This window comes from Paenibacillus xylanilyticus, from assembly GCF_013359935.1.
Taxonomy (GTDB): domain Bacteria; phylum Bacillota; class Bacilli; order Paenibacillales; family Paenibacillaceae; genus Paenibacillus; species Paenibacillus xylanilyticus.
The window spans coordinates 1-14,105 of the sequence record NZ_JABMCB010000153.1 but is presented as its reverse complement, the minus strand read 5'-3'; the positions used below and the strand labels follow the sequence as shown (position 1 = coordinate 14,105).

Here is a 14,105-nt window from a genome sequence, read left to right as displayed (position 1 = left end):
GGCAACTAACCTTGATGAATCATGGAGTTAGACATTCAAAACGGGAGGTATGTTCAGTGAATATCGAAGAAGTGATTGGCCGCGTGCCCGATTATGAAACGTTCATGACGATCGACGAGATGGATGAAAGCACACGCAAGCTGGCATGGGATTACCCTGATGTGGTGACGGTCTTTGAAGCGGGTACCTCACGTGATGGGCATCCCATTCTCGGAATCAAAGTGGGCAACGGTCCGCTGAACGCTGTATGTTTTGCTTGTCCTCATCCCAATGAACCAATTGGCGCAATGACGATGGAGTTTCTGTCTCGTGAGCTGGCGGAGAATGCAGGGCTTCGGGAAGAACTCGGATTCACCTGGTACATTATCAAGTGTATTGACCCGGATGGATTCCGGTTGAATGAAGGCTGGATCAAAGGCCCCTACACGATCTATAACTATATGAGGCATTTTTACCGTCCGATCGGGTATGAGCAGGTAGAGTGGACCTTTCCGGTTGATTATAAGGAATTGCACTTCGATAATCCGCTTCCCGAAACGCAGGCCGTTATGCGGCTCATTCAGGAGAAACAGCCTGCCTTTCTCTATTCCCTACATAATGCAGGATTCGGCGGAGCCTACTGGTACATCTCTGAGGATATGCCGGAAATCTATGACGATCTGCGGGCTGCCGCCGAAAAGCAGGATGTTGCTCTGAATCTGGGCGAGCCGGAAGCGCCATTTTTGACAGAGTTTTCACCCGCTGTATTCCAGACGATGGGCATTGCACAGGAATACGATTATGTAGAGCAAAATACAGGTGAAACGCCAGTCGGTTTCAACTGTGGCACATCCAGTGGCGATTACGCATCTGCACATGCAGAGGGCTGTGTCACCTTGCTGGCTGAGCTGCCTTATTTCTTCGATGCCCGTGTGCAGGATCTCCGTCTATCCGACACCAGCCGACGGGATGCTGTCCATGCTAACGTGGACCGCACGACTCTGTTTCTCACCAAAGTGGATGAGTTATTACAGCCCGTTCGTCCATACATTACAGAAGAGAATCGGTTCATCAAGCTGGTAAATATGTCGCTGGATCACATGAAGCAAGGTGGTGCCGCGAAGAAAAATTGGGCAGATAGCCTGCCAAAGTTCCAAGAAGCGGCTACGGTTGCTCAATTGTTCGATAATGTGGAGACCGCTGCATTCTATAACGGACTGTCTCTCGCCTTGTCCCTCCGTGCAGTTGAATTTGAGATCGAACGACTGCAACATGACGGCACAGATTCCCAAGAGGCTTTGTCCCTGCTGCAACATGCGCGCCACACGGCAAGTGATTTCCTAATCCAACACTGCGAAGAGCTCGAATCCAGGCTGGACTATTCGGTTATTCCGATTCAGAAGCTGGTTCGCATTCAAACGGAGAGCGGCCTGATTGTCACCAAACGTATCCATGAGCGAAGCCAGCAGGAGATCCACAACTGAAAGGAACGTGATCCGGATGTACGTCCCAGCGGAATATCAAATGAAGGATCAACAGCAGATGATCCAGTTCATCCGTAAGCATAGCTTTGGTGTGCTGTTCTCACAGCAAAACGGTCTGCCACATGGCACACACCTGCCCTTCCTGATCGAAACCGGAGCAGACGGGGACTTATTTCTGGTCAGTCATATGTCCCGGGCCAACCCCCAGTGGCGCAGCATTGACAGCCAAGTGCTGACGGTTTTTTCCGGACCGCATGCCTACGTCTCTCCCACCTGGTATGAGCAAAAAGGATTTGTACCTACCTGGGATTATATGGCCGTTCATGTGTATGGTGAATTCATGCATGTTGACGATGCCGAGGGGCTCCGAACCATTATGGAACAGACGATAACCTATTACGAATCCGGTATGGATGAGCCCTGGGACGGACAAATTCCTGACCATATCTATCATCGTCTGATCCAGGGTGTGATGGGGTTCAAAATCAAAATCACCGACATGCAGGCTCAGTGGAAATTGCATCAGGATCACTCCCCCGAGCGTCGCAATAATGTCATTAGGCATTTAAAAAAGACCGGGGAACCTGATGCACTGAAAATTGCTGAGGCGATTAAAGCAGCCAATCCGGACAACGTGTAAATGTGTAATTCTATCGAATGAACAAGGCATACGAGATTGTGCATGGTTATAGAGCTATCTATGTCGTAAAAAATCATTTCAGTAGTCCTACCGTGCGATTGCCCTAATGCAGCTGAACCGGATTTCCAAGGAATCTGAACATCAGACGGAATTTCAATGGGAAACCTATGATGGAGCATTGGCGTTTTTGCTGAAATAAGAGAAGCGTTCCCTTAGGGGAACGCTTCTTTGATATATTCTCTGTTGAGCTCGCTTATAGTCAGGATGTTGGATGAAGCGTGCATAGCATGGTGACCGATGTGCCGCACATCTCTCTCTCCTCAAATCCAAAACGTCGATAAAGTCGGATGGCTGCATTGTCTGGATCTACACTGAGTGACACCGCCTCGATTTCCCGCTTCCGAGCTTCCTCCAATGCCGCTTGCATCAACAGGGTGCCAACTCCTCTGCCCCTAGCCTCCTCAATGACCGCCATTCCCAATTCAGGTGTAGCAGCGTTCACGTAACCGTACCCGGCACTGTGATCACTATAGAACCGCAATGTGACTGCACCCAGTCTGCTGCCTTGTCCGTCTACAGCAATGAATCCAAAGTCCCCTTCTCTTCCCCATCCTTCCACGTACTTGGACAGTTCCGGGCTGTGTATGATATCGGGTTCCAAAGGTTCATCACCCTCCTTCGTAAACAGCGAAGCATATAACATTTCCCACAGGAAAGGAATATCCTCTGCCTCTATGAGACGCAATTGGCAACCCGTCATGAGTTCTCCTCCTTTGTTTGATCAAAGAGATGCTCCATCTTGTACCAATTCATTTCTTGCTCCACCTTATACTCCTGAGATTTATCGCGCGTGCTGCTGCCGTTATAAATGGCCATTGAATGTTTGTTATAAAAGGTAATTCCAAAACCATTGATTTCCCGTCCCTCTTTGTTAATCATAAGACGCCATTCATAATAATAGGGAGTCTCCCGCTCTGTATTTCTTTGATTTACTTTTTTCAACTCAACATCCTTATAGTCCTTTAAAATATCCTGGATTTCCTCCGTATCCTTGATGATCACTTCTTCCCTGTCACCTGATGCACTGGAGAATCTCGTAATTTCCAAGCGGTCAAATTTGTCCAGCATGGTCATATGATCCGTAACCTCTGCCCGAAACGTGGTGTGTTGTTGAGATATGTACATCGGTATAGCGAAAGCTACTATGGCAACCAAAATGATGACCCAAACGATAAGTCTCTTTCTGTTATTCATGCAATCTCCCCTCTCATTAAGCTGTATTCCTCTGGAAAACCTATGGGTGGATAAACCTTGACCCGCTAAAATGTTTTCGATTTTCTACCTTCTGATGCTGGGCTTCCGATTCACCTTCGTTTACTTTGTGTTCTGTAAAACCATTGAAGCTGATCTGTAATTGGGAGCTATGTTGCAACGTACCCACAACATAGTTTTTTACAAGTTCTATTGAGTTGGAATTCTGGGCTGACAGATAGCCGGTATTCTCATACACTTTGCGGAACTCTTTGCGTATCGTTTCTCCATCCCTAACCTCCTGGACCTGCACCAGAACTCCCGCCTGCACAAAAATCTCTTCACCCAAGTCTATAATGGCCGCATACTCTGCCTCGTAACTTTCGATTATGTCGGGCGAAAACTGTTCTTCCGCAAAATTCATCCCCTGACTCTCTTTGTCCTGATCGTTGATTATCTTTGGTGCATCCTCACCCGTGATTTCGGTATATCTCACTTGAAATTGTTCATGCGATAAATTCGTAATCTCCCAGTTAATTACGTTAGTCTGTGAAGTATCCCTTATAAAAGATCCACTTGGCGGTTCTGTATGAAATTCCTTTTGGACTGGGGAGAAATCAAGTAATAATAATGCCGTAACGAAACAAATGGATGCAAACAATCCCCACTTTTTAATAGAACCACCCATCCCTCTAACCCAATAAAATATAAATACTGGAAGTAAGTATATTGATCCAGTATACCATTTCATCCATATATTGTTCTATAGCAATACATCTATCCAATCCATATTTTGAATTATTAAAGTTACCACATATTGGACTTAAAAATCACTGCTTAGCCTGCCACGAATCAGATAGATTCCGTGATGCTCTTCAATTGCAGTCTAATCTCGTCACCCAAACGCAGCAAGCCGCGTTCATCCCTACGGAGGTTGAACGCGGCATGTTTTTGAATGGATCGAAATGATGCATACCGGGTTGCTGATTTCAAGATTAAACGGATGCAACACCTGTTGACTCTCTAATGACCAGTTCAGGTTTTAGTACGATTTTCTGTGGCGGTTTACGGTCATCCTTCAGCTCATCTATTAACAGATCCACAGCAAGACGCCCCAAATCCTCAATAGGCTGGGCAACCGTTGTAAGTGGCGGGTTGGTCACGGATGCAAGAATGGTATTATCGAATCCAATGATGGATACGTCTTCTGGCACTCGCAAGCCGAGCTCTTTGGCTGCCTGCAATGCACCAATAGCCTGCATATCATTACAACAGAATATGCCGGTTGGCCGATTGGCTTCATCAAGCAGCACAAGCATCTCCTTTTTGGCCGAGTTCAGGTCCGCAGCGGACTCTCTGATCTGCCATGGTTCAAGAGAAAGACCCACTGCCTCTACCGCTTCACGGAATCCGCGTATGCGTTCCTGACTGCTGCTGACCTTGAATGGTTCTGACAGTACCGCAATGCGGGTATGACCCATTTCAAGCAGATGCTGCGCAGCCAGTGCACCGCCAAGTCTATCGTCAATCGCAACGGTATGTACCGAAAGTGATGGCATATGGCGAGCAATCAGCGCAACGGGTATGGATTGCTGCAGAAGTGGTGACAGGATCTCGGCATTATCAATGCCCGTTCCGATCATCATGCCATCGACTCTTTTCTGCTGAAGCAGGTTCAGATAACGCTCTACCCGCTCGTCCTTATTGTCTGTGCTGCAGATCACGACGCTATACCCAAGCTGGCGGCTTCGATCCTCTACCGCTCTGGCAAGCTCGGCAAAATACGGATTGGATATATCCGGGACAAGCAGCCCAAGCGTATACGTTTGCTTGCCTGTAAGTGCAGCGGCAATCGCGCTGGGCTGATAGTTAAGACGTTCCATGATCTCCATCACTTCGGCGCGGCGCTTTTCACTGATTTTCCCTTTGCCGTTAATAACCTGGGAGACCGTAGCAATGGATACACCCGCCTCCCGTGCGATATCGTAAATGGTTGCTTTCATTGTTAATTCCCCATCTGTACTATATACAAGATCCTTATATATAGGTAATCGTTTTCTTCTCATTATGCAGGGGGAAGTCAGCATACGCAACTTGAAGCCATTGAAGAAGGTGTAAATGGTCCGTATTACCTTTTCATCAGCCAATCATGGTCAGGGTCGTTATGAAACTTCCAGGTTCGGGTTGGACCCGCCATCACATTGAGGTAGTACACCTCATATCCTGGTGGAGCGCCCACTGGATGGTATCCGCAAGGAACAAGCACCACTTCACCATTGTTCACTGCAAGCGTCTCATCCACGGAGCGATCATCCGTATAAATGCGCTGAATGGCAAATCCCTGCTCTGGCTGCACACGGAAGTAATACGTCTCTTCCAGCAAAGATTCTTCAGGCAAAGCATCCCGATCATGTTTATGCGGCGGATAACTGGACCAATGCCCATCTGGCGTGAACACTTCGACGACGAGCAAGCTGTCTGCTTCCTTTTGTTCCGGTAAAATATTGTGAATCTGGCGCTCCAGATTGCCGTATCCACGAGTCTCTACCCCGACCTCTTCCGGTGTAATGAGACGGGTTGGATGTGTTCCCTTTCCTGGTGCCGCACATATGGCTATTTCTAAAGCGGAAATGGCTGTGATCTCGACCTGATCCGTGCTGGATAAATAGACCGAATAGGGAGGTATTTTTTCGAATATGCTCATTCTTTTCCCAATATTCTTCCACGTATGCTCCCTTGTACTCACGTTCGCCAAACCACTGAGAAGTACGATACAGAGCTCCTGATCGCCGCTGTCACGGGTAAAGGACTGTCCTTTCGCAAGCTGTACTACCTGAAATTCTACGTATTCCCAGCCCGCAGATTCCGGTGTTACTGTTAAAAGTGTGCCGTCTCCCTCCGGATTCACTACCGGCTTCACGATACGTTCTGACATGCTGCCACCCACTCCTTTCTGTAACTATCCATAACAAGCCATGTTCCTGCCAAACAGAAACACATCGTCTGCAATAAATAAGGTTCTTAGAAAGAATTAATTTATGGAGCAGTTGATTCCATCGTTACTCCGGGTACCTCCCGAAGCTTCACAGGTCTTCCCTGTTCCATCGACATCCGTGCCGCAAGTGCAATCCGTTCCGCCTGAACCGCATCATGACCGTCCACAGTTACGGGTGTATCATTCAGGATCGCTTCGATAAAAAGGGCTGTCTCCTGCACATATGCTTCATTGTATCTTTCCAGAAAGAAGTGCAGCGGCTTATCGCGCATGAGTCCGGCCGCTGTACTGATCTCTGCCGTATTGGGATGATCGTTCCCGGCAGTTGCACTGCCCAGGGATCCAAATACTTCAACTCGCTGATCATATCCATAGACGGCCTGGCGGCTGTTATCGATGACGCCGATGGCTCCATTTTCAAAACTCATCGTTACAATCGCCGTATCTACATCTCCATGCTCTGCAAAAACCGGCTGAATCAGCACATTGCCCTGAGCGTACACTTCCTCCACTTCACTTCCCGACAGGTAACGCGCCATATCAAAATCGTGAATCATCATATCCATGAAAATCCCGCCAGACACCCGAATGTACTCTGCAGGCGGCGGACTCGGGTCGCGTGAAGTGATTTTGATAATATGTGGATCACCAATCGTTCCTTCCTGAACATGGGCACGCACCCGCTTGAAGTTATGATCGAAACGGCGGTTGAATCCGATCTGCAGTTTTACGCCGGCCTCCTGCACGGCAGTAACAGCGGCTTGGGTCTGGCTCAAGTTCATGCTGACCGGTTTTTCGCAGAAAATGTGTTTCCCTGCCCGGGCTGCCTGCTCGATCAGTGGCACATGTGTATCTGTTGAAGAGCAGATCAGCACCGCATCCACGTCCGGCATTTCAATCAGTTGGCTGCTATCTGTCGTCACGACAGGAATACCCCTTATGGATGCCCAAGCCTCCAGTTCTGGCCCTGCAAACAAATCACTGATACCTACGATCTTGGCATGCGGATTGCGCATGAGATTATCTGCATGAATCTTGCCAATCCGCCCAGCACCGATGATGCCAATTTTCACTTTATCCTTGCCCATCCCGTTATCCTCCCTGTCTACGCCCATATGGGCTGGGATCCCCCTTCGCCCGGATCACCCTATGTTATTACCAGCGAGCAGTCACCATTTTTTTGCGAGTATAAAATTCAACGCCATCCGTGCCATTGGCATGCAGATCACCGTAGAACGATTTCTTCCAACCGGAAAAAGGAAAAAACGCCATTGGCGCAGGTACACCCAGGTTTATCCCAAGCATGCCTGCATCAATTGTTTCACGGAACTGCCGCATGCTCGCTCCGCTGCGGGTAAACAGACAAGCTCCATTGGCAAAATCGGAACGGTTCGCCAGCTCAATCGCTTCCTCCAGTGTAGCCACTCTTGCCACAGAGAGCACCGGGGCAAAGATTTCATCCTTCCAGATTTTCATGCTGCTCTGCACCTCATCGAATACCGTGGGTCCAACAAAATAACCGGGTTTGCCTCCCGCTTCATCCTTGCGACCATCCCGAATCAAGGCAGCACCTTCCTGTTCTCCTGATTCGATGTAGCTGAGTGTACGCTCTTTATGTGGACCTCGAATCACAGGGCCCAGGAATACACCCTCATCCATGCCATTACCAATCGTGATGTGATCCGCTGCTTCCACCAGCTTTTGTACTAGCGTGTCAGCAACATCGCCAACGGCGACAACAACCGAACAGGCCATGCATCGTTCTCCTGCCGAGCCGAAAGCCGCGCTGGTGATCTCTTTCACCGTCAGATCAAGGTCGGCATCTGGCATCACGATCGAGTGGTTTTTGGCACCGGCGAGCGCCTGCACCCGTTTACCATGCGCGGATGCGGTGGTATAGACGTATTCAGCCACAGGCTGTGAGCCGACAAAAGAGATCGCTTGAACATCCTTGTGTTCAAGCAGTCCGTTCACGACGTCATGTGCACCGTGAACGATGTTCAGCACGCCGTCCGGAAGCCCCGCTTCCTTGAACAGTTCAGCCAGGCGGCCTGCCAGCAGCGGTGTACGCTCGGACGGCTTCAGGACAAAGGTATTCCCGCACGCAATGGCCAGCGGGAACATCCAGCACGGTACCATCATCGGGAAGTTGAAGGGGGTAATTCCCCCGATTACGCCAATTGGGTACCGATACATGCCCGATTCCAGCCCGGTGGCGATGTCGGGCAGCTGCTTGCCCATCATCAGATTCGGGGCACCTGCCGCGAATTCGACACATTCAATGCCTCGCTGAACTTCCCCATAGGCTTCAGCGTAGCTTTTGCCGTTTTCCAGTGTGACCAGCCGTGCGAGTTCTTCCCAGTGCTCCACCAGCAATTGCTGATAGCGGAACAAAACACGTGCACGGCGGGGAACCGGTGTGCCGCTCCAAGATGGGAATGCGTCCCGTGCCGTCTGCACGGCAAGATCAACGTCCGCTTGTTCCGACAGCGGCACGTGTGCAATAACCTCTTCCGTGGCCGGATTTACGACCGGCTCGGTACGGGTTGCCGCCGGGGTCACCCAGGCACCCCCAATCCAGTTTTGTACCATCGTTACTGTTGCAGACGCTTCTGAAAGCCCTTTTCCCATAGCCCTGTCTCCCTTCGCTTATATGTGTTCCGTATGTTCCGATTACTCCAACGCGATTCAGGACACGGTAATTTCGCCCCGATTGCAGCGTTCGATATAGTCATTCACCTGCTCCACCGTCGGCATCGCATCCGAACAGCTGTGACTGGAGATGACGATACTCGCCGCCGCACTGCCAAACGCCATGCTTCGTTCAATCGTCCAGTTCTGCATAATGCCGTATAGGAATCCTGCTGCATAGGAATCGCCTGCTCCAAATGTCTTCACCACACGCGCAGGATAGCTTTCCGCTCGATGGGATAGCCCCTCACGGGTATACGCAATGGAGCCTTCTTTGCCATGCTTAATCACGACGATTTTTGCTGAGTAATCAAACCACTTTTGCGCAGTTACCTGATCACTATGTTGTGGATTATGGTCAAACGTCTCCATCATGTCGAACTCTTCGCGGGTACCCAGAATGATGTCGCATTTTTCAGCTGCGAGGTTGTAATAGACTGCCGTTTCTTCGGCTGATGTCCATGTGTAGGGGCGATAATCAAGATCAAATATAATGACGGTTCCATGTTTTTTCGCGTAGGTTAAAGCCTGGAATACCGCTTCACGGGATGGACTCTGGGCCAGAGCCGTTCCGGAGATCAGGAGCACCTTGGAGTCAGCGATCAGCTGCTCCTGCACTTCACGCGCCTGCAGCAACAGATCTGCTGCATGGTCGCGGTACATCAGAATGCTGCAGTCCGTTGGACTTTTGATTTCGGTAAAAGCGAGACCTGTCACCGCTCCTGTGTCGTCCGTTACCACATTCGAAATATCGATTCCGTTGCGTTCCAGATAACCTTGGATGAACCTGCCCATCTGGTCATTGGCGATTTTGCCGATAAAGGCCGTTTCCATGCCGAGCCTGGACATGCCAATCGTAATATTGGCCGGAGAACCACCCACATATTTCGTAAACGTCATCGTCTCTTCCATCGGACGGTTGATCTCATTGGCATTCAAGTCGATACACAGACGGCCGATCGCGGTGAAATCCATCTTCCTGGATGAAGGAAAGGAAACGTAAGTCATTGGTTCTGAACCCCTTTCGGTGATGGGATAGTGATCAGGGTGGAAAGTGCTGACCGACTTATGTTGAACAGACTGACTTCCGGTCTGCACCTACTGTCTACAACTGCTATGTGTACGTGGACTTGAAAAACACTCCGTTACCTCATCGTATGGGCTTCAAGTTGACGCCATGCCGAATCAGCTGGGCTGACCAATCAGTGAATTCATATACAAAAGGGATCGTTTTGCATACTCATATGGATTATGAATTGCGGGGTCCTGCTCCCCTTCAAGCATCGCCCAGCCATCATATCCCCGGTCGATCAACTCCTGCAGAATCGGAGCAAAATCAATACATCCATCCCCAGGTACAGTAAACACTCCTCGGCGAATACAGCCCACAAAATCAGATTGTGCTGCCCGCGCTTCATCCAGCACATCCGGACGAATATCCTTCAAGTGGATATAGGCAATCCGGTCATAATGTTTCCGCAGCAATGCGAGTGGATCTGCTCCTCCGTAGTAGGCATGACCCGTGTCATAGAGCAAATACACGAGAGAGGGATCGGTCAATTCCATCAAACGGTCGATCTCATCCGGTTGTTCTACCACTGTGCCGCCGTGGTGATGGTACGTCAGCTTTAGTCCATATTCGCGGGCTATAGCTCCTGCTTCGTTCAATCCTTCGGCAAGGATATGCCACTCAGATTCACTGAGCCGTAGTACTTCCTTTTCATGTGGAGTCCGCCGGGGATCAAAATGTAGGGAACCACCTACCTCTGCTGTGCTAATCACCGTACTGCCCATCGATTGCAGAAATTCAGCATGTCTGCGGTAGCTGTCCAGCTCAGACTGTCGATAAGCCGGATCGGAGAGCAGCACCGATTTCCACTGAGAAACCAGACGGATATTCCGCTTCCCTAATTCCTCTCGCAATGCAGCTGGGTCTGTCGGATATTTGCGCCCCATCTCGGTACCTGTCAGCCCGAGTCGCTGAATGTCATCCAAAATCTGCTCACACGTGGTGTCGTCTCCATGCTCCTTTACATCCTCGCCGACCCAGTTGATCGGATGAATCCCGAGCTGAAATGGCAGCTTATTCATTGCTCCACGTCTCCTTTTTTTGAGTTCAGCGTAATGTTCGTTCAGATGCACTGTGCTGAATTAAATGGGCCTTGCTTTGGCTCGGCTGGCTTGCATTGCGTGGTGAGCACTAATAACCTTTTCTTCCGTAGATACTTCCGGCACCCCTACATTCCACCAGGATTCATATCCTCCTGCGTTCGTCCCCGGCACAACCAAGATTTCGATCAGTGTGGTTATCGTTTCGTTCCGTGCATCTCTGAGCGCCTGCTCCAGCTGCTCTGCTGTTTCCACTTGATACGCTTTTGCTCCCAGACTGCGGGCATGTGCTGCAAAATCCATTGGCATGTAATCTCCACTCAGTTGCCCGGTCTCCGACTCACGGTAGCGAAACTCGTTGCCAAACCCATCACTGCCGTGTTCCCGCTGCAAATTATGAATACACTGGAAGCCGTTGTTGTTGAATAGCAAAATGGTGAACTTCTTCTGTTCCTGTAAGCTGGTCACCAGCTCGGAATGAAGCATCAGGTAACTGCCATCGCCAACCATGGCATATACCTCACGATTCGGCTCGGCAAGCGCTGCTCCAAACGCCCCACTCACCTCATATCCCATGCAGGAGAAGCCATATTCCATGTGATACGTCTTGGGTGCTGCCGCACGCCAAAGGCGATGCAAGTCTCCGGGTAGGCTTCCCGCCGCACATACAATGACGGAAGATGGATCAATTGTCCGGTTAATGACTCCAACAGCGGTGGTCTGCGCCAGCCCTGCTTCGTGTTGGAGTTCATACAGCCGATCTACCTCACGATTCCATTCGACCCGCAGATCAGCAATTTCGGATGAGCTGTATCCGCTCTGATACTTCCGTTCCTGCAATGCCGTTTGCAAAGCATGCAGACCTTCCCGCGCATCTGCCAGAATCGCTTCCCCGCCCAGCTTGGCTGCGTCCATGCCGTTCAGGTTAATGTTGATAAATGCAACCTCAGGATGCTGAAAAGCGGACCGGGAGGCCGTCGTGAAATCCGAGAACCGGGTGCCGACGCCGATCACAACATCTGCTTCTCTAGCGAGCCGGTTGGCCGCTAACGAGCCGGTAACCCCAATGGCCCCCACATTGAGAGGGTGATCCCAGGGCAATGCACTCTTGCCGGCCTGTGTCTCGGCAACCGGAATACCAAACGCCTCGGCAAACGCAGCAAGCTGTGTGGAAGCCTCGGAATACAGCACACCGCCGCCTGCAATCAGCAGTGGCCTCCTGCCACGGGCAAGCTGTTCCACTGCCCGTTCAATGGCCGCATGCACCGGGGGGCGGCGGTCCAGGTAATGCACTTTGCGGGCGAAGAACGATTCCGGGTAATCGTACGCCTCCGCCTGCACATCCTGTGGAAGCGCCAGTGTTACCGCACCTGTCTCCGCCGGGTCCGTGAGGATGCGCATCGCCTGCGTGACAGCGATCATCAACTGTTCAGGACGAACAATGCGATCCCAGTATTTGCTGACCGCTTTAAATGGGTCTGTAGCCGAGACTGTATAATCACTGCTCACTTCCAGCTGTTGCAGTACCGGGTCCGGCTCTCGTGTGGCAAAGTTATCACCGGGAAGCAGAAGTACAGGAATCCGGTTAACCGTTGCTGTTGCCGCTGCAGTAATCATGTTCAGCGCACCGGGTCCGATCGATGTCGTACATGCGTAGATCTGTCTGCGGTTCTTCTGCTTGGCATAGGCCGCTGCCGTATGTACCATGCCCTGTTCGTTTTTGCCCTGCATATACGTCAAGCTGCCCGAACTGCGTTCCAATGCTTCTCCAATTCCTGTTACATTACCGTGTCCGAAAATGCCGATGACGCCTTTCACAAATTTGGTTTCTACCCCATCTACGGAAATGTACTGCTGATCCAGGTAGCGGAGCAGTGCCTGAGCCATTGTCAGCCGAATCGTTGTCATGGATTTCGTCTCCTTCCCCTTTATGGGTAAAGCGCTTAATCTACGTTAAGGATAAGCGCCTTACCCATAAAGGTTAAGCGCTTAATTGATATGGTATTATAACTTGATGAAATAGGCAAGATATTTTTGTAAGCGTTTTATAAAATATAGTAACGTTAATTATCAGTGTGATGCTATACTGCGTTAGCACACTCAAAGGAAACCATCCAATTAGATATGTGGACTATACCCGGGCATTTAATCTTGATGAAACTCTATGAACGCAAAAAAAGAGACGGTATATACCATCTCTTTTTTCATGATATTAAGCGGGTGATGGGAATCGAACCCACGCTATTAGCTTGGAAGGCTAAAGTTCTACCATTGAACTACACCCGCATAAGAATAAGATCGGGATGACACGATTTGAACATGCGACCCCCTGGTCCCAAACCAGGTGCTCTACCAAGCTGAGCTACATCCCGTTATAGTATACCGGCGAGAGGACTCGAACCTCCACGGTTTCCCACTCGATTTTGAGTCGAGCGCGTCTGCCATTCCGCCACGCCGGCATATGAAGTTATAAATGGCGCGCCCTGAGAGATTCGAACTCCCGGCCTTTTGATTCGTAGTCAAACGCTCTATCCAGCTGAGCTAAGGGCGCAAATATTATTGGAGCGGACGACGGGAATCGAACCCGCGACCCTCGCCTTGGCAAGGCGATGCTCTACCGCTGAGCCACGTCCGCGTATAAAGGATGCGCGTGGAGGGACTTGAACCCCCACGTCAAAGACGCTAGATCCTAAGTCTAGTGCGTCTGCCAATTCCGCCACACGCGCATATATAAAAGTGAGTCATGAAGGGCTCGAACCTTCGACACCCTGATTAAAAGTCAGGTGCTCTACCAACTGAGCTAATGACTCATAAAAAAACTGGTGGAGGATGATGGATTCGAACCACCGAACCCGTACGGGAGCAGATTTACAGTCTGATGCGTTTGGCCACTTCGCTAATCCTCCAGGATTAAAAGGTGGCTCGGGACGGAATCGAACCGCCGACACGAGGATTT

At 50.2% G+C, this 14,105-nt stretch carries 12 protein-coding genes and 8 tRNA genes; 2 read left to right on the top strand and 18 right to left on the bottom strand.

Features of this window, described 5'->3' with window-relative positions; translation table 11 throughout:
- The first annotated feature begins 56 nt into the window (after positions 1–56).
- Positions 57–1,463 carry a M14 family zinc carboxypeptidase gene (locus tag HP552_RS04785; protein WP_175394463.1) on the top strand — a complete coding sequence of 469 codons (1,407 nt, stop codon included), beginning with the start codon at positions 57–59 and terminating at the stop codon, positions 1,461–1,463.
- The gene (locus HP552_RS04780; RefSeq protein WP_312884211.1) at positions 1,432–2,103 is read left to right on the top strand and encodes an FMN-binding negative transcriptional regulator; all 672 of its coding nucleotides are present in this window, start codon (positions 1,432–1,434) and stop codon (positions 2,101–2,103) included. Before HP552_RS04785 ends, HP552_RS04780 begins: the two co-directional genes overlap by 32 nt.
- Positions 2,104–2,362: 259 nt before the next feature.
- On the opposite strand, the gene HP552_RS04775 is transcribed toward HP552_RS04780, so the two are convergent.
- From HP552_RS04775 to HP552_RS04690, 18 genes are all read right to left on the bottom strand, one after another.
- Positions 2,363–2,863 (bottom strand): GNAT family N-acetyltransferase, encoded by a 501-nt coding sequence (locus HP552_RS04775; protein ID WP_175394461.1) that lies wholly within the window; start codon positions 2,861–2,863, stop codon positions 2,363–2,365.
- The gene (locus HP552_RS04770; protein ID WP_175394460.1) at positions 2,860–3,357 is read right to left on the bottom strand and encodes a hypothetical protein; all 498 of its coding nucleotides are present in this window, start codon (positions 3,355–3,357) and stop codon (positions 2,860–2,862) included. Before HP552_RS04770 ends, HP552_RS04775 begins: the two co-directional genes overlap by 4 nt.
- Positions 3,358–3,397: 40 nt before the next feature.
- Complete coding sequence (locus HP552_RS04765) at positions 3,398–3,778, bottom strand: hypothetical protein (protein ID WP_175394459.1); 381 nt, start codon at positions 3,776–3,778, stop codon at positions 3,398–3,400.
- 571 nt (positions 3,779–4,349) lie between these two features.
- Positions 4,350–5,357 (bottom strand): LacI family DNA-binding transcriptional regulator, encoded by a 1,008-nt coding sequence (locus HP552_RS04760; RefSeq protein ID WP_175394458.1) that lies wholly within the window; start codon positions 5,355–5,357, stop codon positions 4,350–4,352.
- Positions 5,358–5,482: 125 nt separating this feature from the next.
- Positions 5,483–6,289, bottom strand: a complete 807-nt coding sequence (gene iolB, locus HP552_RS04755; RefSeq protein ID WP_175394457.1) for a 5-deoxy-glucuronate isomerase — start codon at positions 6,287–6,289, stop codon at positions 5,483–5,485.
- A gap of 101 nt (positions 6,290–6,390) precedes the next feature.
- Positions 6,391–7,437, bottom strand: coding sequence for an inositol 2-dehydrogenase (gene iolG, locus HP552_RS04750; RefSeq protein ID WP_175394456.1), 1,047 nt, complete (start codon positions 7,435–7,437; stop codon positions 6,391–6,393).
- A 67-nt stretch (positions 7,438–7,504) separates the two neighbouring features.
- Positions 7,505–8,980, bottom strand: coding sequence for a CoA-acylating methylmalonate-semialdehyde dehydrogenase (locus HP552_RS04745; protein WP_281366004.1), 1,476 nt, complete (start codon positions 8,978–8,980; stop codon positions 7,505–7,507).
- Positions 8,981–9,037: 57 nt separating this feature from the next.
- Positions 9,038–10,048 (bottom strand): 5-dehydro-2-deoxygluconokinase, encoded by a 1,011-nt coding sequence (gene iolC, locus HP552_RS04740; RefSeq protein ID WP_175394455.1) that lies wholly within the window; start codon positions 10,046–10,048, stop codon positions 9,038–9,040.
- Positions 10,049–10,225: 177 nt separating this feature from the next.
- A complete protein-coding gene (gene iolE / locus HP552_RS04735; protein ID WP_175394454.1) occupies positions 10,226–11,131 on the bottom strand; it encodes a myo-inosose-2 dehydratase in 906 nt (301 codons plus the stop codon).
- A 60-nt stretch (positions 11,132–11,191) separates the two neighbouring features.
- Positions 11,192–13,057 (bottom strand): 3D-(3,5/4)-trihydroxycyclohexane-1,2-dione acylhydrolase (decyclizing), encoded by a 1,866-nt coding sequence (iolD, locus tag HP552_RS04730; RefSeq protein WP_175394453.1) that lies wholly within the window; start codon positions 13,055–13,057, stop codon positions 11,192–11,194.
- A gap of 307 nt (positions 13,058–13,364) precedes the next feature.
- A tRNA-Gly gene (locus HP552_RS04725) sits at positions 13,365–13,435 on the bottom strand.
- Positions 13,436–13,447: 12 nt separating this feature from the next.
- Positions 13,448–13,521: transfer RNA gene (locus HP552_RS04720), tRNA-Pro, on the bottom strand.
- Between the two features lie 8 nt (positions 13,522–13,529).
- Positions 13,530–13,608, bottom strand: a tRNA-Leu gene (locus tag HP552_RS04715).
- Between the two features lie 15 nt (positions 13,609–13,623).
- Positions 13,624–13,700 (bottom strand) — tRNA-Arg (locus HP552_RS04710).
- A gap of 9 nt (positions 13,701–13,709) precedes the next feature.
- A tRNA-Gly gene (locus tag HP552_RS04705) sits at positions 13,710–13,784 on the bottom strand.
- A 10-nt stretch (positions 13,785–13,794) separates the two neighbouring features.
- A tRNA-Leu gene (locus HP552_RS04700) sits at positions 13,795–13,875 on the bottom strand.
- An 11-nt stretch (positions 13,876–13,886) separates the two neighbouring features.
- Positions 13,887–13,959: transfer RNA gene (locus tag HP552_RS04695), tRNA-Lys, on the bottom strand.
- A gap of 10 nt (positions 13,960–13,969) precedes the next feature.
- Positions 13,970–14,055 (bottom strand) — tRNA-Tyr (locus HP552_RS04690).
- Between the last annotated feature and the right edge of the window lie 50 nt (positions 14,056–14,105).